Raw genomic sequence first — 20,861 nt, forward strand, 5'->3', positions numbered from 1 at the left:
CCCGGACCGGACCCTGAGGCACGTCCGGGGCGGGATGGAGCGTAGTCTCGATCCTCGTGAGTACGGGCACGGAACAGGGCGCCACCGCGCGGACGGCGAGGGTGGTGACCGTGCGCGGGCTGGTGAAGACCTATCCGGCCGGGCGGGGGCGGCGCGCAGCCGCGACCCCGCCGGTGCGGGCCAACGACGGCATCGACCTGGACGTCCGGGGCGGCGAGATCTTCGGGCTGCTCGGCCCCAACGGCGCCGGGAAGACCACCCTGGTGCGCCAGTTGACGGGGCTGCTGCGCCCCGACGCGGGCACCGTCCAGATGCTCGGGCACGACCTCGTGCGGCACCCGGAGCGCGCGGCGCGGCTGGTCGGCTACCTCGGCCAGGAGTCGAGCGCGCTGGACGAGCTGACCGTCGCCCTCGCCGCCGAGACCACCGGCCGGCTGCGCGGACTGGACGCCAGGGCCGCGCGCGCCGAGCGGGACGCCGTCCTGGAGGAGCTGGATCTGACCGCCCTGGCCGGGCGGCCGCTGAAGAAGCTGTCGGGCGGGGAGCGGCGGCTGGCCTGCTTCGCCGCCGCACTGGTGGGGGAGCGGCCGGTGCTCGTGCTGGACGAGCCGACCACCGCCATGGACCCGGTCGCCCGGCGCGCGGTGTGGGCGGCCGTCGACCGGCGGCGCGCCGAGCGCGGCACCACGGTGCTGCTGGTCACCCACAACGTGATCGAGGCGGAGACGGTGCTGGACCGGGTCGCCGTCATCGACGACGGCCGGGTCATCGCCTGTGACACCCCGGCCGGGCTGAAGGCGCTGGTGGCCGACGACGTCCGGCTGGACCTGGTGTGGCGGGACGAGCCGCCGACGACCCTGCCCGAGGTGGCGGCCCTCCGGGCCGACGCGGCGATCACCGGGCGCCGCTGGACGCTGCGACTGCCCCAGCAGCGGGCCCGTACCGTGGTCGCCGAGCTCACCGGCGGGCCGGCCTTCGCCGCGCTCGACGATTTCACCCTGACGGCGCCCAGCCTGGAGGATGTCTACCTGGCGCTCGGCGGCCGGCGGAAGGGGTTGGTCAAGGCGTGAACGGCGGCAACGGCGGAGCCGTGACCCTGGACGTGGACCGGAACGTGAACGGGAACCTGGACGTGCGCGGCACCGCGCAGCGGGGCGGCGCGCAGTGACGATCATCTCCGCGGGAGCGGACACCCGTACGGCGGCACCGGCGGCGCCCGTCGCCCCCCTCGGCGAGCCGGCCGCGGAGCTGGCGCCGCGCGCCCGGCTGCTGCCCTCGATGGCGGCGGTGTACCGGGCGCAGCTGTCCCGGGCGAAGGTCGCCCGGATCCCACTGCTGTTCGTGGCGACCTTCCAGTCGGTCGGCATCATGATCATGATGCGCGGGGTCGTCGACGGCGGCCCGGCCGCGCGCGCGGTGGTCGCCGGATCGAGCGTGCTGGTCGTGGCCTTCGTGGCGCTCAACCTGCTCGCCCAGTACTTCGGGCAGCTGCGCGCCTCGGGCGGCCTGGACCACTACGCGACCCTGCCGGTGCCCCCGGCGGCCGTGGTGCTCGGCGCCGCGGGCGCCTACGCGTCCTTCACCGTGCCCGGGACGCTGGTGACGGCGGGGATCGGCTGCGCGCTGTTCCAGTTGCCGTTCGCCCATCTGTGGATCCTCGCCGCGGTCATCCCGCTGGCGGGGGCGGCGCTGTCCGGGCTGGGCGCGGCGCTCGGGCTGCTGGCGCCGCGCCAGGAGCTGGCCACGCTGGCCGGTCAGCTCGGCATGTCCGCGGCGCTGCTGCTGGGCGTGCTGCCGGCGGAGAACCTCCCCGCGCCGATCGGCTTCGTACGGGACCTGCTGCCGTCGACCTACGGTGTCGAGGCGTTCATCCGCAGCTTCGACGCCCGGCCCGACTGGCTGGCGGTCACCGCCGACCTCTCGGTGTGCGCGGCCGTGGGCCTGGCCTCGCTGGCGGTGGCCACCTGGGCGTACCGCCGGGCGGCCTGCCGGTGACCCGAGGGCTCGGTGCCGGTCAGGTGCCGGTGGCGCATGCCGCGGACGGACCTGGCACGATGGCAGGGTGACCGCACCCCTGACCCCTCATGATCACTGGCCGCCCGCGCCGCTGCCGCCGTTCCCGGAGCAGGAGAAGCGCATGGACCCCGTCCGGGAGCTCAAGAGCGGCGCGCTGACCGCACTGCTCGTGGCCGTGGCGGGCGTGGTGCTCGGGTTGCTGTGGCTGTGGCTCGCGCCGCGGATCCCGCTCGTCTCCGACGGCAAGGCGGTCTACCTCAAGGACACCGAGGGGGAGCAGGCCGTCGGGGCCGACGGCACCTTCGTCCTGCTGGCGCTGGCCATCGGTGTCCTGACCGGCGCCGTCGTGTTCTGGCGGCACCGGCGCGGGGGCGTGGGAATCGTCCTCGGCATGGCCGCCGGCGCGGTGCTGGGTTCGGTTCTTGCCTGGCGGCTGGGCGTGTGGCTCGGTCCCACCGGGGACCTGATCGCGCACGCCAGGGCGGTCGGCGTGAAGACGGTCTTCGACGGCCCCCTCGCGCTGCAGGCCAAGGGCGCCCTCCTGGCCTGGCCCATAGGGGCCGTCCTCACCCATCTCCTGCTGACCACGGCCTTCGGCCCGCGCGACGAGGAGCACTCCGTCCCGCGCTGGGACGCACCGCCACCGCCACCGCTCCCGGGTGCCTGAGCGGGGCCCGGAGGTCAGGCCGGGCGCCTGCCGTGATTGGCCCTGCGCTTCTTGATCCGCCACTTCCGCTTGCGCGTGCGCTTGGACATGGGACCTCCCCTGGGCCGGGTGTGCCTCCGGGCAGCGTGCGCCCGCGAGGCCCCGCCGTCCAGGGGTCAGGCGCGCCCGATCGGCGCGACGACGGCGTCGGTGAGCCCCACCAGGTCCCGCGGCGCGAGCTCCACCTCCAGTCCGCGTTTGCCCGCCGAGACGAACACCGTGGGGTGCTCCAGCGCGGAGGCGTCCACGACGGTCCGCAGCCGCTTGCGCTGCCCCAGCGGCGAGATGCCGCCCCGCACGTAGCCGGTGGTCCGCTCGGCGGCGGCCGGGTCCGCCATGCCCGCGCGCTTCCCGCCGGCCGCGGAGGCGAGCGCCTTGAGGTCGAGCGATCCCACGACGGGGACGACGGCGACGGTCAGCGCCCCGTCGACCTCGGCGACCAGGGTCTTGAAGACGCGGTCGGGGGAGGTGCCCAGCGCCTGCGCCGCCTCCTCCCCGTAGCCGAGCTCCGAGGCGGGGTCATGGGCGTAGGCGTGCACGGTGAAGGCGGCGCCCGCCTTCTCCAGGGCGACGGTGGCGGGCGTTCCGCCCGACGATGACTGCTTCTTCTTGGCCATGGCGCTGTGAGGATACGTCAGTTCGGGCTGGGGACCTGACGGGTCAGGTCCACGGCGGGCAGGGTCTGGAGCTTGTCGATGACCGCGGCCTCGCGGCGCAGCAGCCGCAGCTCGCGCTCCAGGCGGGCCGCCGTGTCCGGAGCCTCCAGCAGGTGCTGCTTGGCGGGTGTGTCGGCGACGGTCGCGGCCGCCACCAGGTACGACAGCACGGTCGGGTCGTCCGGCAGCTCCTGGTTCCCGGCCAGGCTCCGCTCCCGGGCCCCGGCCAGCCGCTTCTGGTAGGTCCGGAAGGCCCGGGCCACTCCGGCCGCCAGCGCACCGGACCCGGTGCCGGGCTCCTCCGGCACCTCCTCGACCTCACCGACCAGGTACGGCCCCGAGGCGTCCACCGACAGCAGCCGGAAGCGCGTCGTGCCGGTCGCCACGACGTCGAAGCCGCCGTTCTCGCGCTCCCCGATCGTCGCCGCGTCGGCCGTACAGCCCAGCGTGTACAGCGCGCCGGACAGATCCGGCGCGAGACCGGCCGTGGCCTGGTCGGCGCCCGCGGGGGCCACCTCGTGACCGTCCCGGATCGCCACGACGCCGAACCGGCGCGGTGCGTCCTCCGGCAGGGCCAGCAGATCGCGGAAGAGGGCGCGGTACCGCTCCTCGAAGACGTTCAGCGGCAGCACGAGCCCGGGGAAGAGCACGGAGCCGAGCGGGAAGAGCGGAAGACGAGCGGTCACGGTCAGCAAGCCTAGGGCCTGCGGCGCCCACCCAGCGTCGGCCTCGTCCCGTGCCGCCCGGTTTCGCCTCCCGCCGGTGCGGCTTCCCGGGATGCCGGGCGGGCACGGCGCGGCGCTGTACGGCGGCGCCCGGGTCGTCCGCCGGGCTGCCCGGGATTCGTGGTGTGCGACCGCGGGGCCCCGCCCGGTCGTCGTCGGGCGCCGGGCGTCGGTCGAGCGGGCGCGGTGACCTCCGGGGCGCGGTGACGCCAGGGGCGGCGGATCGGAGGCCACGTACCCCCGGCCCACCCACGGCACCGACCGCGCCCGTCGCGGGCGACCCGCACACAGCGGCGGCGCTCTCGTCCGTGAGGGCGTCAGCCGCGGCGGAGGAGGCGGGAGGCGCCGGCGGCGACCGTGGTGGCGAGGATCCAGCCCAGCATGGTGAGGACCGCGGCGGCCCACTGGGCGTCGCCGGTCAGGCGCCAGGCGTTGTCCTGGCCGAGGTTGATGACCGGCAGGAGCAGGTCGAGGGCGAAGAGGGAGGGGCTCCAGTGGGGGAACGCGCCGCTGTCGACGGGATCCGGCCGGCCGTGGAGCTGGAAGACGACCGCCCCGAACGCCCAGAGCAGCGCCATCCATATGGCGGCCCGGCCCGGGCGGTAGCCGTAGCCGACGGTCACGTCCTGCAGATAGCCCCACAGTTTCCCCGCGAGCGGGAGCGTCTCGCGCCGCCGTCGCTGCTTGGCCAGCAGCACCTCGCGGGCGTCGGCGTCCTCCCCGCTCGCGCGCAGCGCGGCCGACAGGTGCTCGTACGGCTCCGGGCTGTACTCCGGGGTGGCCGCCGCGAGCCAGGCGATGCGGGCGCGCAGCGGGAAGGGGCCCTCGGGGCTGAGGGAGCCGTAGGCGAAGCCGGTCAGGTCCAGACCGCCGGCGTCCGGCCAGCAGGTGCGGCTGTCGGTGAGATTGCCCACGCGGGCGCCGGCCAGCGAGATCGTCCCGGTCGGCGGCTGGTCGAGGGTGAGCCGCAACTCCGGCGTCTGGATCCGGCGCAGCGACAGCTGCTGCCCGCCGGTGAGCCGGAACCGCGCCTGGTGGATGATCACCGCGTTGCCGAACCGGCCGTCGTCCAGCCGTACCCCGCCGTCCGAGCTGAAGCGCCGGGTGCGCACGCCCAGCGGCGGGGTGCCGCCGCCGGAGCCGCCGGTGCCGACATAGCCCGCGCTGAGGTAGAGGGTGTGCTCGACGGTGACCCGGGCCGCGTTGAGCGCGTAGCGGCCGTACGGGTTGTGCAGCCGGCTGCCGCGCAGGCTGAGCCGGCCGCCGATGCGGGCGCTGCGCAGGCTGATCTCACCGGTCGCCTCGATCAGCTCGGCCTCGACGTCCTGGGCGACGCTCAGCCCGTCGGCCGCCAGCGCGCGGCCGTGCCGGTCCTTGCGCAGGGTGATCTGGTTGAGCAGCAGGTCCGTGCCGATGTGGGCGTCGGTGAGCCGTATCCCGCCCTCGATGGTGCACTGCGGGAGATGCAGGTCACCGGAGGTGTGCAGGCGCGCCGCCTCCAGCCGCGGTATGGCGCAGCGCACCATGCGCAGGGTCGTGAAGTTGCACTCCGCGAGCAGCACCTGCTGCTCGAAGCGGCAGTCGTGCAGCTCCACATAGGGCACGACCGTGCCGCCGGAGAGGTTGAGCTGCCCGCTGATCTGCGCCCCGGAGAGCTTCACGCACGACACGCGGCCCGAGGCGGCCTGCGGCCCGTCGAGCAGCAGCTTGGCGATCACCTCGGCCCGTACGGTCCGGTCCGGGCCCCAGAAGCGGTCGGCGGCCGGGTCGTCGCGCTCCGGTATCCCCGTCCGCAGGTCGTACAGCTCGCCGAGGCGGAAGGCCTCCCACAGGCCCTGCTCCACCGCGGTCCAGTCGTGCGGCGGCGCGACGGCCGACGGCTCGGTCACCGGATCCCCTCCCGTGGCTGGCAACGACGACGGAAACGCTAGCCGGGGAGATCACGGGACGGGGGCCGTACGCGTATCACGGACTGATACTCGACGGAGGCCGTGAGGGCGGTTCTCTACACTTGGGAGGGTGATCTCCCGAATCGATCTGCGCGGTGACGCCTTCCCTGCGGACGGCATCGACCGCGATCTGCTGCCCCGTGCCGAGCTCGACGTCGAGGCCGCGCTGGAGAAGGTGCGCCCGATCTGCGAGGACGTGAGGCATCGCGGCACCGCGGCACTGATCGACTACGCGGAGAAGTTCGACGGCGTCACCATCGACCGGGTGCGCGTGCCGGCCGAGGCGCTGACCCGCGCCCTGGAGGAGCTGGACCCGAAGGTGCGGGCCGCGCTGGAGGAGTCGATCCGCCGCGCCCGGCTCGTCCACGGCGAGCAGCGCCGCACCGACCACACCACGCAGGTCGTGCCGGGCGGCACGGTCACCGAGCGCTGGGTTCCGGTGGAGCGCGTGGGCCTGTACGTGCCCGGCGGCCGCTCGGTCTACCCGTCCTCCGTGGTGATGAACGTGGTGCCCGCGCAGGAGGCCAAGGTCGGTTCGATGGCCGTCGCCTCGCCCCCGCAGAAGGAGTTCGGCGGGCTCCCGCACCCGACGATCCTCGCCGCGTGCGCCCTGCTCGGCGTGGACGAGGTGTATGCCGCGGGCGGCGCCCAGGCCGTCGCGATGTTCGCCTACGGCACCGAGGAGTGCCGTCCGGTGAGCATGGTCACCGGCCCCGGCAACATCTGGGTCGCCGCCGCCAAACGCCTGCTCAAGGGCCGCATCGGCATCGACGCGGAGGCCGGTCCCACCGAGATCGCCGTCCTCGCCGACGCCACCGCCGACCCGGTGCACGTCGCCGCCGACCTGATCAGCCAGGCCGAGCACGACCCGCTGGCCGCCGCCGTCCTGGTCACCGACTCCGTCGACCTCGCCGAGGCGGTGGAGAAGGAGCTCCAGACGCAGATCGCCGCCACCAAGCACGTCGAGGACCGGATCGTCCCCGCGCTGTCCGGCCGCCAGTCCGGCATCGTCCTCGTCGACGGGATCGAGCAGGGGCTGCAGGTGGTGGACGCCTACGCGGCCGAGCACCTGGAGATCCAGACCGAGAACGCGGCCGAGGTCGCCGCCCGGGTGCGCAACGCGGGCGCGGTCTTCGTCGGCGCCTACGCCCCGGTCTCGCTGGGCGACTACGCGGCCGGCTCCAACCACGTGCTGCCCACCGGCGGCTGCGCCTGCCACTCCTCGGGCCTGTCCGTGCAGTCCTTCCTGCGCGGCATCCACGTCGTGGACTACACCCGCGAGGCGCTCGCCGAGATCGCCCCGCACGTGGTGACCCTGGCCGACGCCGAGGACCTGCCCGCGCACGGCGCCGCGGTCCGCGCCCGATTCGATTGGACGGTACCGGGTTCGTGACCGGCATCGACGATCTGCCCATCCGGGACGAACTGCGCGGCAAGTCCCCGTACGGAGCGCCCCAACTCGACGTCCCCGTACGCCTGAACACCAACGAGAACCCGTACCCGCTGCCCGAGGCGCTGGTCGAGCGGATCGCCGAGCGGGTCCGCGCGGCCGCCCGCGACCTCAACCGCTATCCCGACCGGGACGCGGTGGAGCTCCGCACCGAACTGGCGAAGTACCTCACCCGCACCGCGGGCCACGCGGTGGGCCTGGCCAACGTGTGGGCGGCCAACGGCTCCAACGAGGTCATCCAACAGCTGCTGCAGACCTTCGGCGGCCCCGGCCGCACCGCGATCGGCTTCGAGCCCTCGTACTCCATGCACGGCCTGATCTCCCGCGGCACCGGCACCGGCTGGATCTCCGGCCCCCGCGAGGAGGACTTCACGATCGACGTGGCCGCCGCCGAGCGGGCCATCGCCGAGCACCGGCCGAACGTGGTCTTCATCACCTCGCCCAACAACCCCACGGGCACCGCGGTGGCCGCCGACACCGTCCTCGCCCTCTACGAGGCCGCCCAGGGCGCCCGGCCTTCCCTGGTGGTCGTCGACGAGGCGTACGGCGAGTTCAGCCACGGCCCGTCCCTGCTGCCGCTGATCGAGGGCCGCCCCAACATGGTGATCAGCCGCACCATGTCCAAGGCCTTCGGCGCCGCCGGCCTGCGGCTGGGCTACCTCGCCGCCCACCCGGCGGTCGTGGACGCCGTCCAGCTGGTGCGCCTGCCGTACCACCTGTCCGCCGTCACCCAGGCCACCGCGCTCGCCGCCCTGGAGCACACCGATACGCTGCTGGCGTACGTCGAACAGCTGAAGGCCGAGCGGGACCGCCTGGTCGACGAGCTGCGGGCGATCGGCTACGAGGTCACCGACTCGGACGCCAACTTCGTGCAGTTCGGCCGCTTCGAGGACAGCCACCGCGTGTGGCAGGCGATCCTCGACCGCGGCGTCCTCGTCCGCGACAACGGCGTACCGGGCTGGCTGCGGGTCACCGCGGGCACCCCGGCCGAGAACGACGCGTTCCTCGAAGCGGTACGCGAGCTGAAGAAGGAGCACTGACCACATGACCCGCGTCGGCCGCGTGGAGCGCACGACCAAGGAGACGTCCGTCGTCGTCGAGCTCGATCTCGACGGCACCGGCAGGACCGAGATCTCCACCGGAGTCGGCTTCTACGACCACATGCTCGACCAGCTGGGCCGCCACGGCCTCTTCGACCTCACGGTCAAGACCGAGGGCGACCTGCACATCGACACCCACCACACCATCGAGGACACCGCCCTCGCGCTGGGCGCCGCCTTCAAGCAGGCGCTCGGCGACAAGGTGGGCATCTACCGCTTCGGCAACTGCACCGTCCCGCTGGACGAGTCCCTCGCCCAGGTCACCGTGGACCTCTCCGGCCGCCCCTACCTGGTGCACACCGAGCCGGAGAACATGGCGCCGATGATCGGCTCCTACGACACGACGATGACCCGGCACATCCTGGAGTCCTTCGTCGCCCAGGCGCAGATCGCCCTGCACGTCCACGTCCCGTACGGGCGCAACGCCCACCACATCGTGGAGTGCCAGTTCAAGGCGCTGGCCCGGGCCCTGCGCTACGCCTCCGAGCGCGATCCGCGCGCCGCGGGCATCCTCCCGTCGACGAAGGGCGCCCTCTGATGAGCAAGGCCGCGGTCCTCTTCATCCTGCTCGGCCTCTTCCTGGCCGGCGGGGTGTACTCCTTCTGGAAGCAGAAGATGCCCAAGAGCGTCGTCGTGCTGCTCGGTATCGGCTCCGCCATGTCGCTGGCGGCCGGCCTGCTGCGGCTGTAGGGGGTTTCCGCAGATGAGCAAGGCCGCCAAGAAGGTCGTGGTCCTCGACTACGGCTTCGGCAACGTCCGTTCCGCCGAGCGCGCGCTCGCCCGGGCCGGCGCGGACGTCGAGATCACCGCCGACTTCGACAAGGCGATGAACGCCGAAGGACTGCTCGTCCCCGGCGTCGGCGCCTTCGCGGCCTGCATGGCCGGGCTGAAGGCGGTGCGCGGTGAGTGGATCATCGGCCGCCGGCTGGCCGGCGGCAGGCCCGTGATGGGGATCTGCGTGGGCATGCAGATCCTCTTCGAGAAGGGCGTCGAGCACGGCGTCACCACGGAGGGCTGCGACGAGTGGCCCGGCACCGTCGAGCCGCTGCGCGCGCCGATCGTGCCGCACATGGGCTGGAACACCGTCAAGGCGCCCGACGACTCGCAGATGTTCGCGGGCCTGGAGGCCGACGCCCGCTTCTACTTCGTGCACTCGTACGCGGTACGCACCTGGGAGCTGGAGACCGCCAACCCCACCATCCGGGCCCCGAAGGTCACCTGGGCCACGCACGGGGAGCCCTTCGTCGCCGCGGTGGAGAACGGCCCGCTGTGGGCCACCCAGTTCCACCCCGAGAAGTCCGGCGACGCCGGCGCCCAGTTGCTGGCCAACTGGCTCGACACCCTCAAGGACTAGGACGTACGCCGTTATGAGCACGACGCACCGCCTCGAACTCCTTCCCGCCGTCGACGTCCGCGACGGCCAGGCCGTCCGCCTCGTCCACGGCGAGTCCGGCTCCGAGACGTCCTACGGCGACCCGATGGCCGCGGCCCTGGCCTGGCAGCAGGCCGGCGCGGAATGGCTGCACCTGGTGGACCTGGACGCCGCCTTCGGCACGGGGGACAACCGCGCGCAGATCGCCGAGGTCGCCCGCTCCATGGACATCAAGGTCGAGCTCTCCGGCGGCATCCGCGACGACGAGACGCTGGCCGCGGCGCTCGCGACCGGCTGCACCCGGGTCAACCTCGGCACCGCCGCCCTGGAGGCCCCGGAGTGGGTCGCCAAGGTCATCGCCGAGCACGGCGACCGGATCGCGGTCGGCCTGGACGTCCGCGGCACCACCCTGCGCGGCCGCGGCTGGACCCGCGACGGCGGCGATCTCTACGAGACGCTGGCCCGCCTCGACTCCGAGGGCTGCGCCCGCTACGTCGTCACCGACATCAACAAGGACGGCACCCTCCAGGGCCCCAACCTGGAGCTGCTGCGGAACGTGTGCGCGGCGACCGACCGGCCGGTCGTCGCCTCCGGCGGCGTCTCCTCCCTCGACGACCTGCGGGCCATCGCCGGCCTGGTTCCCGAGGGCGTCGAAGGCGCCATCGTGGGTAAGGCCCTCTACGCCAAGGCGTTCACCTTGGAAGAGGCTTTGGAGGCTGTGTCCCGATGACCCAAACCCCGGCCGTGCAGCGTGTGCAGTCCAGCAGCCCCTGGGAGGAGCAGTTCGGCTTCGCGCGCGGTGTCGCGGCGGGGGACCGGGTCCATGTCGCGGGCACGATGCCGTTCGTCGGCGCCGTGCTGCACGGCGAGGGGGACCCGTACGAGCAGGCCAAGGTGGCCTTCACCAACGCCCTCGCCGTCCTCGAGGAGTTCGGCCTGGGCGCCGAGTCCGTCGTCCGTACCCGCATGTACCTCACCCACACCCGCGACGTGGACGCGGTGGGCCGGGCCCACAAGGAGTTCTTCGACGCCGTACGTCCGGCCGCCACGGTGGTCGTGGTCTCCGGTTTCGTGGACTCCCGTGTCCTGGTCGAAGTCGAACTGGAAGCATTCCGAGGAGCCCGAGAGCAATGACCCTGGCGGTCCGAGTCATCCCCTGCCTGGACGTGGACAACGGCCGGGTCGTCAAGGGCGTCAACTTCCGGAACCTGCGGGACGCCGGGGACCCCGTCGAGATGGCCAAGCTGTACGACGCCGAGGGCGCCGACGAGCTGACCTTCCTCGACATCACCGCCTCGTCCGGCAACCGCGAGACGACCTACGACGTGGTGCGGCGCACCGCCGAGCAGGTCTTCATCCCGCTCACCGTCGGCGGCGGCGTGCGGTCCGCCGAGGACGTCGACAAGCTGCTGCGCGCCGGGGCCGACAAGGTGGGCGTCAACACCGCGGCGATCGCCCGGCCCGAACTGCTCCGCGAGATCGCCGAGCGGTTCGGCCGGCAGGTGCTGGTGCTGTCCGTGGACGCCCGGCGCACGGACGCCGGGACCCCGTCCGGGTTCGAGGTCACCACGCACGGCGGCCGCCAGGGCACCGGAATCGACGCCGTGGAGTGGGCGCACCGCGCGGCGGAGCTGGGCGCCGGCGAGATCCTGCTCAACTCGATGGACGCCGACGGCACGAAGGACGGCTACGACACGGAGATGATCGCCGCCGTCCGCAAGCACGTCACCGTCCCCGTCATCGCCTCCGGCGGCGCGGGCCGCCTGACCGACTTCCCGCCGGCGATCGGCGCGGGCGCCGACGCCGTCCTGGCCGCCTCCGTCTTCCACTTCGGCGACCTGCGCATCGGCGAGGTCAAGCGGACCCTGCGGGACGCCGGTCACCCGGTGCGCTAGGGCCGGGTGACGGCGGCGGCCCGGCCTGGGTCGTGTCGTCAACTGCCCTCCCCCCGACCTTCGGCCGGGGGGAGTTGTCGACTCGTCCGAGCAGCCCACTACGGGGACGGCTTTTCGCCGTAGGATGCACCGCACCTGGGGGCACCTCCCAGCGTCAGCTGGGGGAGCCCGTTCGGCGACACGCCCCAACCGCGCCCAACCGGCCGCCTGGGCGGCGACGTGGTCGCGGGCCAGAAGGGGGCGGGCGGCGGCCAGGGCGCCGGAGGGAACGGAAAGCACTCCCGCGACGTCCGAGGCACATGAAGCCATCACGTCAAGCCGCCGTCCTGCTCCTCGGCGCGGGGCTGTTGCTCTCCGGTTGCTCGTACGAGGACCTGGCCCGCGGGGAGAGCAACCCCACGCTGCCCGCCCGGACCGTCGACGCCGACGGGTGGCGGCAAGGGCCGAAGCACCCCAAGGAGCACACGCCGTATCCCTACGACATGTACACCCACTGCGGGATCAAGTGGGCGCACTTCGGCGGCCGCTGGTGGGTCCTGGACACCGTGTTCAACGGCGCCCCGCAGGTCGAGGGGGAACCGGCCGCACCCCACACCCAGACCCTCGCCGGGTACATGACCCTGATCGGCCCGGACACCGCCAACTTCGACACGGCCGGGATGCCCACGCTGCAGTTCGTCCCGGCCGAGAGCAAGCCGCCGGGCTGCGCGTAGGGCCCGTGCCGGTTCAGCCGACGGGCTGGGCGGCGATGTGGTCGCGGGCCAGAAGGGGGCGGGCGGCGCCCAGGGTGAGGGCGGAGAGGGTGACGCCGCTCGCCGCGCTGACGGCGGCCGCGGGGAGGGAGCCGTCGGCGAGGATCAGGCCGCTGACGGCGGAGCCGCCCGCGATACCCGTGGTGACGAGCGTGACCAGCCAGGCGAAGGCCTCGGTGACGGTGCCCGCCGGGGCGAGTTCGCCGGTGAGGCGGAAGACCACGGTGAGCAGCGGCGCGAAGAACACCCCGCTGAGCAGGGCGACCAGGGCCATCGGCAGCGGGCCGGGGACCAGGGTGAAGGGCCAGAAGGTGAGGGCCATCCCGGCGCCGGTGACGGCCGCCTTGGTGGCCGCGTCCGCCCGCCAGGGCAGGGCGGCGATCAGCAGGGCGCCGATCAGTGCCCCGGTGGAGTTGAGCGCCAGCAGGGTGCCCGCGCCGCCGGGCAGCGGGTGGCGTTCGGCGTAGGCGACGGCGAAGACGTTGAACGTGCCCAGCGCCCAGCCGCAGCCGGTCAGGGCGCACAGCAGCACCACCAGCGCCCGGCTGCGCAGCGGCCCCAGCCAGTGGACGGAACGGGTCGCGGAGGCCCAGGCGCGTGAGGGCGCGGAGGTCGCCACCGAGATCGCGCCCACGACCCCGAGGACGGCCGCGGCCAGCAGCGCCAGCCGGGGCGGGCCGGCCACGGCCAGCCCGCCGACGAGCAGCGGGCCGCCGATGAAGACCAGTTCCTGCGCGCCCGCGTCCACGGCGTACGCCGACTCCAGTTCGGACGGCTCGACGAGGTCGGGCCACAGCGCCCGCAGGCACGGCTCCAGCGGAGGCGAAGCCGCCCCGGCGACGGCCGGGCCGAGCACGGCCACGACCGTGCTGCCCGGTGCGGCGGCCAGCGCCGCGAAACCGGCGGCCGAGACCAGGGACGAGACGAGGAGCACGCGCGGCTGGCCCAGCCGGTCCACCCACCGTCCGAGGAGCGGCCCGCCGATCGCCCCGGACACCGCGTAGACGCCCCCGGCGGCACCGACCAGCCGGTAGTCGGCGCCCGCCGCGCGCAGCGTCAGCGCGATGGCCAGGGCCGCCATGGCGGTGGGCAGCCGTCCGACGAGCGAACCGGACAGCAGCCGGCCCACATGGGGCCGGCGGAGCAACTTCAGGTACGGCACACGTCACCCACGGAGGTCGAGCGCTGCGGCGATCACGTCGTGCACCAGCGTCTCACCCGGCGCTCGGTTCTCCTTCAGCCGTTCGAGATCCGCGGGGCCGAACCAGTCGTACGCGGTGTGCTTGCCCGGCTCCAGGCGCGGACGCGCGAGGTCCCCGTCGACGTCGACCACGAAGTCCGCCTCGTGGCGCAGGCCTTGGCCGTCGTCGCCCTCCCAGGTGGACACCCCGATCAGCCGCCGCACCGCGCGCAGCCGCCAGCCGGTCTCTCCCCTGGCCTTCGGCATGGGGAACCCCACCTCCACTTCGCGGGCGAGGGCTCCGAGGAGGGTCTCGCCCGGCTCCACATGGCCGCCGACGATGTCCCAGCAGTCCGGGAAGAGCCGGCGGCCGGGGGAGCGGCGCTGGGCGAAGGCCCTGCCGTCCGCGTCGAGGACGACCGCCCCCACCGCCCAGGTCTCGCCCTGGCGCGGAACCGGTATCCCGATTCCCGCCGCCGCGATGTTCGTCTCTTCGCTGCTCGCGTCCATGGCGGCAGAGCGTAGCCCCGATGCGCACGATCAGTTGCGCAATTTATCTTGCGCAAATTTCCTTTCCTGTCTAGCCTCCCGGGTATGCCCGAGGAAGAGACGGAAGAGAACGCCGCGGACCCCCGCAGGATCACCGACCTCGACGCGCTCAAGGTCTTCACGCACCCGCTGCGCATCGAGCTCTACCGCGCCCTGTTCGCCGCCCGCACCGCGACCGCCTCCCAGTTGGCCGACCAGGTCGACGAGGCGGTCTCGCTGGTCAGTTACCACCTGCGCAAGCTCGCCGCGCACGGCTTCATCACCGAGGCCCCGGGGCAGAGTTCGGACGGCCGCGAGCGGTGGTGGAAGGTGAGCTCGGAGCGCGGATTCACCTTCCGCAGCTCGGACTTCGCCGACCGCCCCGAGGGCGCCGCCGTCATGGGCGAGGTGACCCGGCAGCTCCTCGCCGCCCGGTACGCGCGCTACTCCGCCTACCTCGACCAGCAGCTCGCCTGGGGCAAGGAGTGGACCGACGCCTCCTTCAGCTCCGAGTACCTGCCCCGGCTCACCGCCGACGAGACGCAGCGGTTCGGCGAGGAGCTGGACGAGCTGGTCAAGCGCTGGACCGACCGCGCGCGGGCCGCCGAGGAGGCGGGCGACACCGAGGGCCGCGAGCACGTCGCGGTGCACCTGTACGGATTCCCCTACCGGCCGTGAACCCCGAAGGAGGCGACCGCATGACGGCGCCCGGTACCACCGCCCCGCCCGTCTCCCCCTCCCGTGCCCCGGCCCACCGGGACGCCAACGTCCTGCGCTGGCTGGCCGCCTTCACCACCTCGCTCGTCGGCGACGCGGTGTGGTTCCTCGCCCTGTCGTGGGCCGCCACCCGCGCCGGGGACCCCGGGCGGGCCGGTCTGGTGCTCGCGGCCGGCGCCGTGCCGCGCGCCGTGCTGATGCTCGGCGGGGGAGTGCTGGCCGACCGGTTCGGGCCGCGCCGCATCGTCATCGGCAGTGATCTGACCCGCTGCGCGGTGATGTTCGCGGCGGCCGCGCTGCTCGCCCTCACCACCCCCGGGCTGTGGGCGCTGGCCGTGATCGCGCTGTTCTTCGGGGTCGTGGACGCGGTGTTCCTGCCCGCGGTCGGCGCCCTGCCGCCGCGGATCACCGGCCCGGAGCAACTCGGCCGTCTGCACGGGATGAAGGGCATCGCGATGCGCGTCGGCAATGTGGCCGGCGCCTCGCTCGGCGGCACGGCGGTGGCGACCGGCGGCGCCGCCACCGCGTTCGCCCTCGCGGGCGGGCTGTTCGCGGTCTCGCTCGTGCTGCTGCTCGCCGTCCGCGTCGCGCCGCTGCCGCCCGACGACCGGGCCGCGCGCGCGGCCGGCACCCCATGGGGGGACCTGGTGGAGGGCCTGCGCTACCTCCGCGGCCGGCGCGTGCTCACCGCGCTGATGGTCGTCATCGCGGTCGGCGAACTCGGCTTCGCCGGGCCGTTCAACATCGGCCTCGCGCTCATCGCCGCCGATCGCGGCTGGGGCGCGGCCGGGCTCGGCTGGATCGTCAGCGGCTTCGGCGCCGGCGCGGGCGCCGCCTCGCTGCTGCTGACGGTGCGCGGCCGGCTGCCGCGCGCCGGGCTGGCCCAGTCCTGCTGCCTGGGGCTCGGGGCGGTCGGGATGGCAGGGTTCGCCTTCGTCCCGGCGCTGCCGGGGGCGGTCGCCGTCGCGGTCGTCGCCGGCCTCGTGGCGGGACTCAGCGGCGCGCTGTGCGGAGCCCTGCTGCAGACCCTCACCGACCCCGCCTACCTCGGCCGGGTCAGCTCGGTGGCCGCGTTGTTCTCCCTCGGCGTCGCCCCGTTGAGCTATCCGCTCACCGGTGCCGCCATCGGCGCCTGGGGCCCCCAGCCGGTCTTCGTCGCCAGTGCGGTGGTCGCGGCCGCGGGCGCCCTGGTGGGACTCGCCGCTCCCGCGTTGCGGCGGGCGGAACTCGCCCGCCGCCCGCGGCGGTGATCAGCCGGTGATCCCGAGCCTGGCGTCGTAGAGCCGGGCCACCGCATCCTTGTCGCCCTCCGCCTCCACCCGGGCCGAGTCCTGCCGGCCGAAGGCGAACAGCAGCAGCTCGGCGGGGTCGCCGGTGACGGTGACGACCGGCGTGCCGCGGTGCGCCACCGCGGTCTGGCCGTCCGGGCGGCGCAGCACCAGGCCCACCGGGGCCTTGCGGCCCAGCAGGCGCGCGGAGCGCTCCAGCCGGGACCACAGCAGGTCGGCGAAGACGGGGTCCAGCTCGCGCGGCGACCAGTCCGGCTGGGCACGGCGCACGTCCTCGGAATGGACGTAGAACTCGACGGTGTTGGCCGCCTCGTCGATCTGCTTGAGGGCGAACGGCGACAGCCGTGGCGGGCCCGTGCGGATGAGCCGGATGAGTTCCTGGTAGGGCTTGTCCGCGAACTCCTTGCGGACCCGTTCCGACCGTTCCGCGAGCAGCGGGATGACCAGACCGGCCGAGGCGTCACCACGGCGCTCCCGCACGACGACATGGGCGGCGAGATCGCGCGTGGTCCACCCCTCGCAGAGGGTTGGCGCCTCGGGTCCGGCACTCTCCAGCAGGTCGGCGAGGAGCAGACGTTCACGCTGGGCATGAGTCGACATGCCGTCAGCCTACGTCCGGCCCCCGCCGGTGGGCAGCAGCTACGGCAGCGGTTTGGTCAGCTTCTTGCCGTCCACCCGGTTGCTGAGGGTCAGGGAGCAGGAGATGGTGTCCTTCCCCTGCACCTGGTAGCCCGTGAGCTTCGGGTACAGCGCGTAGTAGTAGTACCCGGGGTTGTCCTTGATGTCCTTCAGGCGCTTGGCCGCGTCCGCCTCGCACAGCTTCAGGACCTTGGCCTTGAGCTCCGCCTCGGTGGCGAAGGTGCCCGTGATGGTCTCGTTGGCGATGACCTCGGCGTCGTGCGGGCCGTTGCAGGAGACCGTGGTGACCTCGGTGACGCTGCTGTCCAGTCCCGGATCGTCGAAGCACTGACCGGGGTCCAGCACCACGTACTTGCGGAAGGTCTCCGACGGGTCCGGCTCCGTCGAGCCGGCCGACGTGGCCGGTGTGCCGGGGGCCGAGGACCTCGGGCTGCTGCTGGTGCTCGACCCGCTCGCGCCCTTGTCGTCGTCCTCGCCGCCGCTCAGCGTGACCGCCAGGCCGCCGATGACCACCGCGATCAGCACGACCGCGCCGATGGCTATCGCGGCCACCTTCGCGCCGCCACCGCTGCGCGGCGGCTGGGGCGGGGGCGGGTAGCCGTAACCGCCGCCCGGCTGCGGCGGCCCGGGGAACTGCGGCTGGTTCTGGTACGGCGGCTGCGGCTGGTACTGCGGCTGCGCCTGTGACGGGGGCTGGTACTGGGGCGGGCCGAAACCCCCCGGGGGCGGCCCAAAACCGCCGCCCTGTCCGGAGCGCGGGTCGTCGGGCGGCGACGGCGGAGGAAAACTCATGGACGAAGCATGCCCCATACGGGTGAGCGGAGTGAGGGCAGGAGCCGAAGTCGCACCGCCCGGACCGGGCAGAATGGGGGTATGGAATCCCCGCTCGACCCAGCCGTCGCCGCCCGCCTCAAGCGCACCGCCGACGGGCTCGTCCCCGCCGTCGCGCAGCAGTACGACACCGGCGAAGTCCTCATGCTCGGTTGGATGGACGACGAGGCGCTGCACCGCACCCTCACCACCGGCCGCTGCACCTACTGGAGCCGCAGCCGCCAGGAGTACTGGGTCAAGGGCGACACCTCCGGGCACGTCCAGCACGTGAAGTCCGTGGCGCTGGACTGCGACGGCGACACGATCCTCGTCAAGGTCGACCAGGTGGGCGCCGCCTGCCACACCGGCGACCGCACCTGCTTCGACGCGGGCACCCTGCCACTGGCCTGAACCGGCCGCCCCCGGGCACTAGGCTGCGGACCATGACCACGGGCACCGTCACCCCCGACCTCGACACCTTCCGCAAGCTGGCGCAGGACCGCCGTGTCATCCCGGTCAGCAGGAAGTTGCTGGCCGACGGGGACACCCCGGTCGGGCTGTACCGGAAACTCGCCGCCGAGCGCCCGGGCACCTTCCTGCTGGAGTCGGCGGAGAACGGCCGCTCGTGGTCCCGCTACTCCTTCGTCGGCGTCCGCAGCGCCGCCACCCTGACCGAGCGCGACGGCCAGGCCCACTGGCTCGGCACGCCCCCGGTCGGCGTGCCGACCGGGGGCGACCCGCTGGAGGCGCTGCGGGCCACGATCGAGGCCCTGCACACGCCCCGCGACCTGCACGACGACGCGGGCCTGCCGCCCTTCACCGGCGGCATGGTGGGCTACCTCGGCTACGACGTCGTACGCCGCCTGGAGCGCATCGGCGACCACGCCCGCGACGACCTGCGGCTGCCCGAGCTCACGATGCTGCTCACCTCCGACCTGGCCGTACTCGACCACTGGGACGGCTCGGTACTGCTGATCGCCAACGCGATCAACCACAACGACCTCGACACCGGCGTCGACGAGGCGTACGCCGAGGCCGTGGGCCGGCTCGACGCCATGACCGCCGACCTGGCCCGCCCCGTCGACTCCGCGCCGGCCCAACTGCCGCCCTCCCGCCTCCCGGAGGAGGTCACCTCCCGCTTCGGCGGCGCCGCCTACCAGGCGGCGGTGGAGCGCACCAAGGAGTACATCCGGGCCGGCGACGCCTTCCAGGTGGTGCCCTCGCAGCGGTTCGAGACGCCCTGCCCGGCGAGCGCGCTCGACGTGTACCGCGTGCTGCGGGCGACCAATCCGTCCCCGTACATGTACCTGCTGCGCTTCGACGGCTTCGACGTCGTCGGCTCCAGCCCCGAGGCGCTGGTGAAGGTCGAGGACGGCCGCGCCATGGTGCACCCCATCGCCGGCACCCGGCCCCGCGGCGGGACCCCCCGGGAGGACCAGGCGCTCGCCGACGAACTGCTGGCCGACCCCAAGGAGCGCGCCGAGCACCTGATGCTCGTCGACCTGGGCCGCAACGACCTCGGCAGGGTCTGCGAGCCCGGCAGCGTCGAGGTCGTCGACTTCATGTCGATCGAGCGCTACAGCCACGTCATGCACATCGTCTCCACCGTCACCGGCAGCCTCGGCGCCGGGCGCACCGCCTTCGACGTGCTCACCGCCTGCTTCCCGGCGGGCACCCTGTCGGGCGCCCCCAAGCCCCGCGCGATGCAGATCATCGACGAGCTGGAACCGACCCGCCGCGGCCTGTACGGGGGCGCGGTGGGCTATCTGGACTTCGCCGGCGACTCCGACACCGCCATCGCCATCCGCACCGCCGTGCTGCGCGACGGGACCGCGTACGTGCAGGCGGGCGCCGGCATCGTCGCCGACTCCGACCCGGTCAGCGAGGACACCGAGTGCCGCAACAAGGCCGCCGCGGTGCTCCGTGCCGTCGCCACGGCGGGCCGGATGCGCGAGTCCCGCGGCGAGTGAGCCGAGGCGGCGGTCCGCCGCCGGGGCGGCGGAGGGCGCCCCGGAGGCGGACGGGCCCGACGCAGGGGGGATAGTGGTGGGGTGAGCAGCGCCGTACCCCAGCCCCGGACCACCGCCGAACCCGAGGAGAAGCCCGCCGCCCGAGCGGCGGGCGGCCGCCGCGGCCTCGTCCTCGCCCTGTCGAGCGGTGTGCTCGGCGCCGCCGTGGTGCTGATCGCCGCGGGCAAGACCTGGCAGCGGGGCACCGCGCCGTACGCCGGCGGCGGGATGCCGGTCGAGGTCTCCGGACACCAGGTCACCGGGGTGCCGGGCGCGCTCGCCCTGGTGGGACTCGCCGCGCTCGTGGCGGTCTTCGCCGTACGAGGCGCGGCGCGGCTGGTCGTCGCCGGGCTGCTGGCGCTGTGCGGCGCCGGAGCCCTCGCGGCGGCACTGCTCGCGCTCGGCGACACCACGGCCCTGGACGCCGCGGCGGCGACCGCCAGCGGCCTGACCCGCACCACCGTCACGGGCGACTCCACCAGCGCCTGGCCGGCGGTCTCGGCGGCCGGAAGCGCGCTCGTCCTGCTCGCCGGGGCCGTCGCCCTGCTCCGCTCGCCGGCCTGGCCCGGCATGTCGAGCCGGTACGACCGCGGCACCGCCCCGAAGGCGGCGCGTCCCGGCCGTACGGCTCCCGGTGCGGACGAGGAGCGCCCCGAGGACCTGTGGAAGGCGCTGGACCGCGGTGAGGACCCCACCGAGGCGCCCTGACGCGCCGGGCCACCCCCCGCGCGCGGAGCGTGAGCGGAACGGGGGACAATGGCGCGTGACGCGCGCCATCGCGCGGGCGAACGAACTGACGACCCTTTGTAGAACGACTTGGGAGCACTCATGGCGGGCAACAGCCACGGACACACCCCTGCCGCCTGGACCGGCGTGACCATCGCCTTCATCGGCTTCTGCGTCGCGGCTGCCTTCGTCGTCCTGGCGGAGCCGATCGGTATGTTCGCCGGACTGGCCGTCGCCGGCCTGGGCGGTCTGGTCGGCCTCGGCATGCGCGCCGCGGGCCTCGGCAAGCCGATGCCGGAGAAGCAGCACGGCTGACCTCCGCACCCGGCCCCGGAGCCGCCC

The 20,861-nt window shown here is 73.9% G+C and carries 26 protein-coding genes; 18 read left to right on the forward strand and 8 right to left on the reverse strand.

All coding sequences use genetic code 11. The annotated features are described in order from the left end of the window. Positions 1–56 precede the first annotated feature (56 nt). Positions 57–1,070: an ABC transporter ATP-binding protein gene (locus AB0F62_RS24925; protein ID WP_361803139.1), complete on the forward strand. Its 1,014-nt coding sequence runs from the start codon at positions 57–59 to the stop codon at positions 1,068–1,070. Here the strand turns inward: AB0F62_RS24925 and AB0F62_RS24930 are convergent. Next, the gene (locus tag AB0F62_RS24930; RefSeq protein WP_361803278.1) at positions 1,025–1,165 is read right to left on the reverse strand and encodes a chaplin family protein; all 141 of its coding nucleotides are present in this window, start codon (positions 1,163–1,165) and stop codon (positions 1,025–1,027) included. The two genes, AB0F62_RS24925 and AB0F62_RS24930, sit on opposite strands and share 46 nt — an antisense overlap. Positions 1,166–1,278: 113 nt before the next feature. On the opposite strand from AB0F62_RS24930, the gene AB0F62_RS24935 reads away from it, so the two are divergent. Together AB0F62_RS24935 and AB0F62_RS24940 are read left to right on the forward strand one after the other, a co-directional pair. After that, positions 1,279–1,995: an ABC transporter permease gene (locus AB0F62_RS24935; protein ID WP_361803281.1), complete on the forward strand. Its 717-nt coding sequence runs from the start codon at positions 1,279–1,281 to the stop codon at positions 1,993–1,995. A 112-nt stretch (positions 1,996–2,107) separates the two neighbouring features. Further along, positions 2,108–2,683, forward strand: coding sequence for an ABC transporter permease (locus AB0F62_RS24940; protein WP_361803284.1), 576 nt, complete (start codon positions 2,108–2,110; stop codon positions 2,681–2,683). Positions 2,684–2,838: 155 nt separating this feature from the next. On the opposite strand, the gene ybaK is transcribed toward AB0F62_RS24940, so the two are convergent. From ybaK to AB0F62_RS24955, 3 genes are all read right to left on the reverse strand, one after another. Further along, positions 2,839–3,339, reverse strand: coding sequence for a Cys-tRNA(Pro) deacylase (gene ybaK, locus AB0F62_RS24945; protein WP_361803142.1), 501 nt, complete (start codon positions 3,337–3,339; stop codon positions 2,839–2,841). A 17-nt stretch (positions 3,340–3,356) separates the two neighbouring features. Beyond that, a complete protein-coding gene (locus tag AB0F62_RS24950; protein ID WP_361803145.1) occupies positions 3,357–4,064 on the reverse strand; it encodes an LON peptidase substrate-binding domain-containing protein in 708 nt (235 codons plus the stop codon). A 356-nt stretch (positions 4,065–4,420) separates the two neighbouring features. Next, positions 4,421–5,992, reverse strand: a complete 1,572-nt coding sequence (locus AB0F62_RS24955) for an oxidoreductase (protein ID WP_361803148.1) — start codon at positions 5,990–5,992, stop codon at positions 4,421–4,423. 130 nt (positions 5,993–6,122) lie between these two features. Here AB0F62_RS24955 and hisD point away from each other — a divergent pair, with 130 nt between their 5' ends. The 9 genes from hisD to AB0F62_RS25000 all read left to right on the forward strand — a co-directional run bounded on the left by hisD (position 6,123) and on the right by AB0F62_RS25000 (position 12,582). Then, on the forward strand, positions 6,123–7,445 hold the full coding sequence (gene hisD / locus AB0F62_RS24960; RefSeq protein WP_361803151.1) for a histidinol dehydrogenase: 1,323 nt from the start codon (positions 6,123–6,125) through the stop codon (positions 7,443–7,445). Then, positions 7,442–8,542, forward strand: a complete 1,101-nt coding sequence (locus AB0F62_RS24965) for a histidinol-phosphate transaminase (protein WP_361803154.1) — start codon at positions 7,442–7,444, stop codon at positions 8,540–8,542. The genes hisD and AB0F62_RS24965 overlap by 4 nt, the downstream gene beginning before the upstream one ends. Positions 8,543–8,546: 4 nt before the next feature. Further along, entirely contained in the window at positions 8,547–9,140 is a 594-nt protein-coding gene (gene hisB / locus AB0F62_RS24970) for an imidazoleglycerol-phosphate dehydratase HisB (protein WP_319661088.1), read from the forward strand. Next, positions 9,140–9,292: a hypothetical protein gene (locus tag AB0F62_RS24975; RefSeq protein ID WP_361803158.1), complete on the forward strand. Its 153-nt coding sequence runs from the start codon at positions 9,140–9,142 to the stop codon at positions 9,290–9,292. The genes hisB and AB0F62_RS24975 overlap by 1 nt, the downstream gene beginning before the upstream one ends. A gap of 13 nt (positions 9,293–9,305) precedes the next feature. Further along, positions 9,306–9,956, forward strand: a complete 651-nt coding sequence (gene hisH / locus AB0F62_RS24980; protein ID WP_361803161.1) for an imidazole glycerol phosphate synthase subunit HisH — start codon at positions 9,306–9,308, stop codon at positions 9,954–9,956. 13 nt (positions 9,957–9,969) lie between these two features. Then, on the forward strand, positions 9,970–10,704 hold the full coding sequence (gene priA, locus AB0F62_RS24985) for a bifunctional 1-(5-phosphoribosyl)-5-((5-phosphoribosylamino)methylideneamino)imidazole-4-carboxamide isomerase/phosphoribosylanthranilate isomerase PriA (protein WP_361803164.1): 735 nt from the start codon (positions 9,970–9,972) through the stop codon (positions 10,702–10,704). Then, entirely contained in the window at positions 10,701–11,108 is a 408-nt protein-coding gene (locus AB0F62_RS24990; RefSeq protein WP_361803167.1) for a RidA family protein, read from the forward strand. Before priA ends, AB0F62_RS24990 begins: the two co-directional genes overlap by 4 nt. Further along, positions 11,105–11,869 (forward strand): imidazole glycerol phosphate synthase subunit HisF, encoded by a 765-nt coding sequence (hisF, locus tag AB0F62_RS24995; RefSeq protein ID WP_361803170.1) that lies wholly within the window; start codon positions 11,105–11,107, stop codon positions 11,867–11,869. The genes AB0F62_RS24990 and hisF overlap by 4 nt, the downstream gene beginning before the upstream one ends. Before the next feature lie 299 nt (positions 11,870–12,168). Continuing rightward, a complete protein-coding gene (locus AB0F62_RS25000) occupies positions 12,169–12,582 on the forward strand; it encodes a hypothetical protein (protein WP_361803173.1) in 414 nt (137 codons plus the stop codon). A gap of 13 nt (positions 12,583–12,595) precedes the next feature. Here AB0F62_RS25000 and AB0F62_RS25005 read toward each other — a convergent pair whose 3' ends face one another. Together AB0F62_RS25005 and AB0F62_RS25010 are read right to left on the reverse strand one after the other, a co-directional pair. Further along, positions 12,596–13,783 (reverse strand): MFS transporter, encoded by a 1,188-nt coding sequence (locus tag AB0F62_RS25005; RefSeq protein ID WP_361803176.1) that lies wholly within the window; start codon positions 13,781–13,783, stop codon positions 12,596–12,598. A 3-nt stretch (positions 13,784–13,786) separates the two neighbouring features. After that, on the reverse strand, positions 13,787–14,311 hold the full coding sequence (locus tag AB0F62_RS25010) for an NUDIX domain-containing protein (protein WP_361803179.1): 525 nt from the start codon (positions 14,309–14,311) through the stop codon (positions 13,787–13,789). Between the two features lie 84 nt (positions 14,312–14,395). Between AB0F62_RS25010 and AB0F62_RS25015 the strand changes: the two genes are divergently transcribed. Together AB0F62_RS25015 and AB0F62_RS25020 are read left to right on the forward strand one after the other, a co-directional pair. Beyond that, entirely contained in the window at positions 14,396–15,007 is a 612-nt protein-coding gene (locus AB0F62_RS25015; RefSeq protein WP_361803182.1) for a helix-turn-helix domain-containing protein, read from the forward strand. A gap of 20 nt (positions 15,008–15,027) precedes the next feature. After that, entirely contained in the window at positions 15,028–16,296 is a 1,269-nt protein-coding gene (locus AB0F62_RS25020) for an MFS transporter (RefSeq protein ID WP_361803185.1), read from the forward strand. Here AB0F62_RS25020 and AB0F62_RS25025 read toward each other — a convergent pair whose 3' ends face one another. Together AB0F62_RS25025 and AB0F62_RS25030 are read right to left on the reverse strand one after the other, a co-directional pair. Then, on the reverse strand, positions 16,297–16,935 hold the full coding sequence (locus AB0F62_RS25025) for a TIGR03085 family metal-binding protein (protein ID WP_361803188.1): 639 nt from the start codon (positions 16,933–16,935) through the stop codon (positions 16,297–16,299). It abuts the gene before it with no gap. Between the two features lie 39 nt (positions 16,936–16,974). Next, positions 16,975–17,766 carry a hypothetical protein gene (locus AB0F62_RS25030; protein WP_361803191.1) on the reverse strand — a complete coding sequence of 264 codons (792 nt, stop codon included), beginning with the start codon at positions 17,764–17,766 and terminating at the stop codon, positions 16,975–16,977. 81 nt (positions 17,767–17,847) lie between these two features. On the opposite strand from AB0F62_RS25030, the gene hisI reads away from it, so the two are divergent. The 4 genes from hisI (at position 17,848) to AB0F62_RS25050 (ending at position 20,834) form a co-directional block, all read left to right on the forward strand. Continuing rightward, entirely contained in the window at positions 17,848–18,195 is a 348-nt protein-coding gene (gene hisI / locus AB0F62_RS25035; protein ID WP_361803194.1) for a phosphoribosyl-AMP cyclohydrolase, read from the forward strand. A gap of 32 nt (positions 18,196–18,227) precedes the next feature. Further along, positions 18,228–19,754, forward strand: a complete 1,527-nt coding sequence (locus AB0F62_RS25040) for an anthranilate synthase component I (RefSeq protein WP_361803197.1) — start codon at positions 18,228–18,230, stop codon at positions 19,752–19,754. Between the two features lie 81 nt (positions 19,755–19,835). After that, complete coding sequence (locus AB0F62_RS25045) at positions 19,836–20,501, forward strand: TIGR02234 family membrane protein (protein ID WP_361803200.1); 666 nt, start codon at positions 19,836–19,838, stop codon at positions 20,499–20,501. Positions 20,502–20,621: 120 nt separating this feature from the next. Then, the gene (locus AB0F62_RS25050; RefSeq protein ID WP_361803203.1) at positions 20,622–20,834 is read left to right on the forward strand and encodes an HGxxPAAW family protein; all 213 of its coding nucleotides are present in this window, start codon (positions 20,622–20,624) and stop codon (positions 20,832–20,834) included. The last annotated feature ends 27 nt before the right edge of the window (positions 20,835–20,861 follow it).

Source organism: Streptomyces sp. NPDC026673, assembly GCF_040638135.1.
Classification (GTDB): domain Bacteria; phylum Actinomycetota; class Actinomycetes; order Streptomycetales; family Streptomycetaceae; genus Actinacidiphila.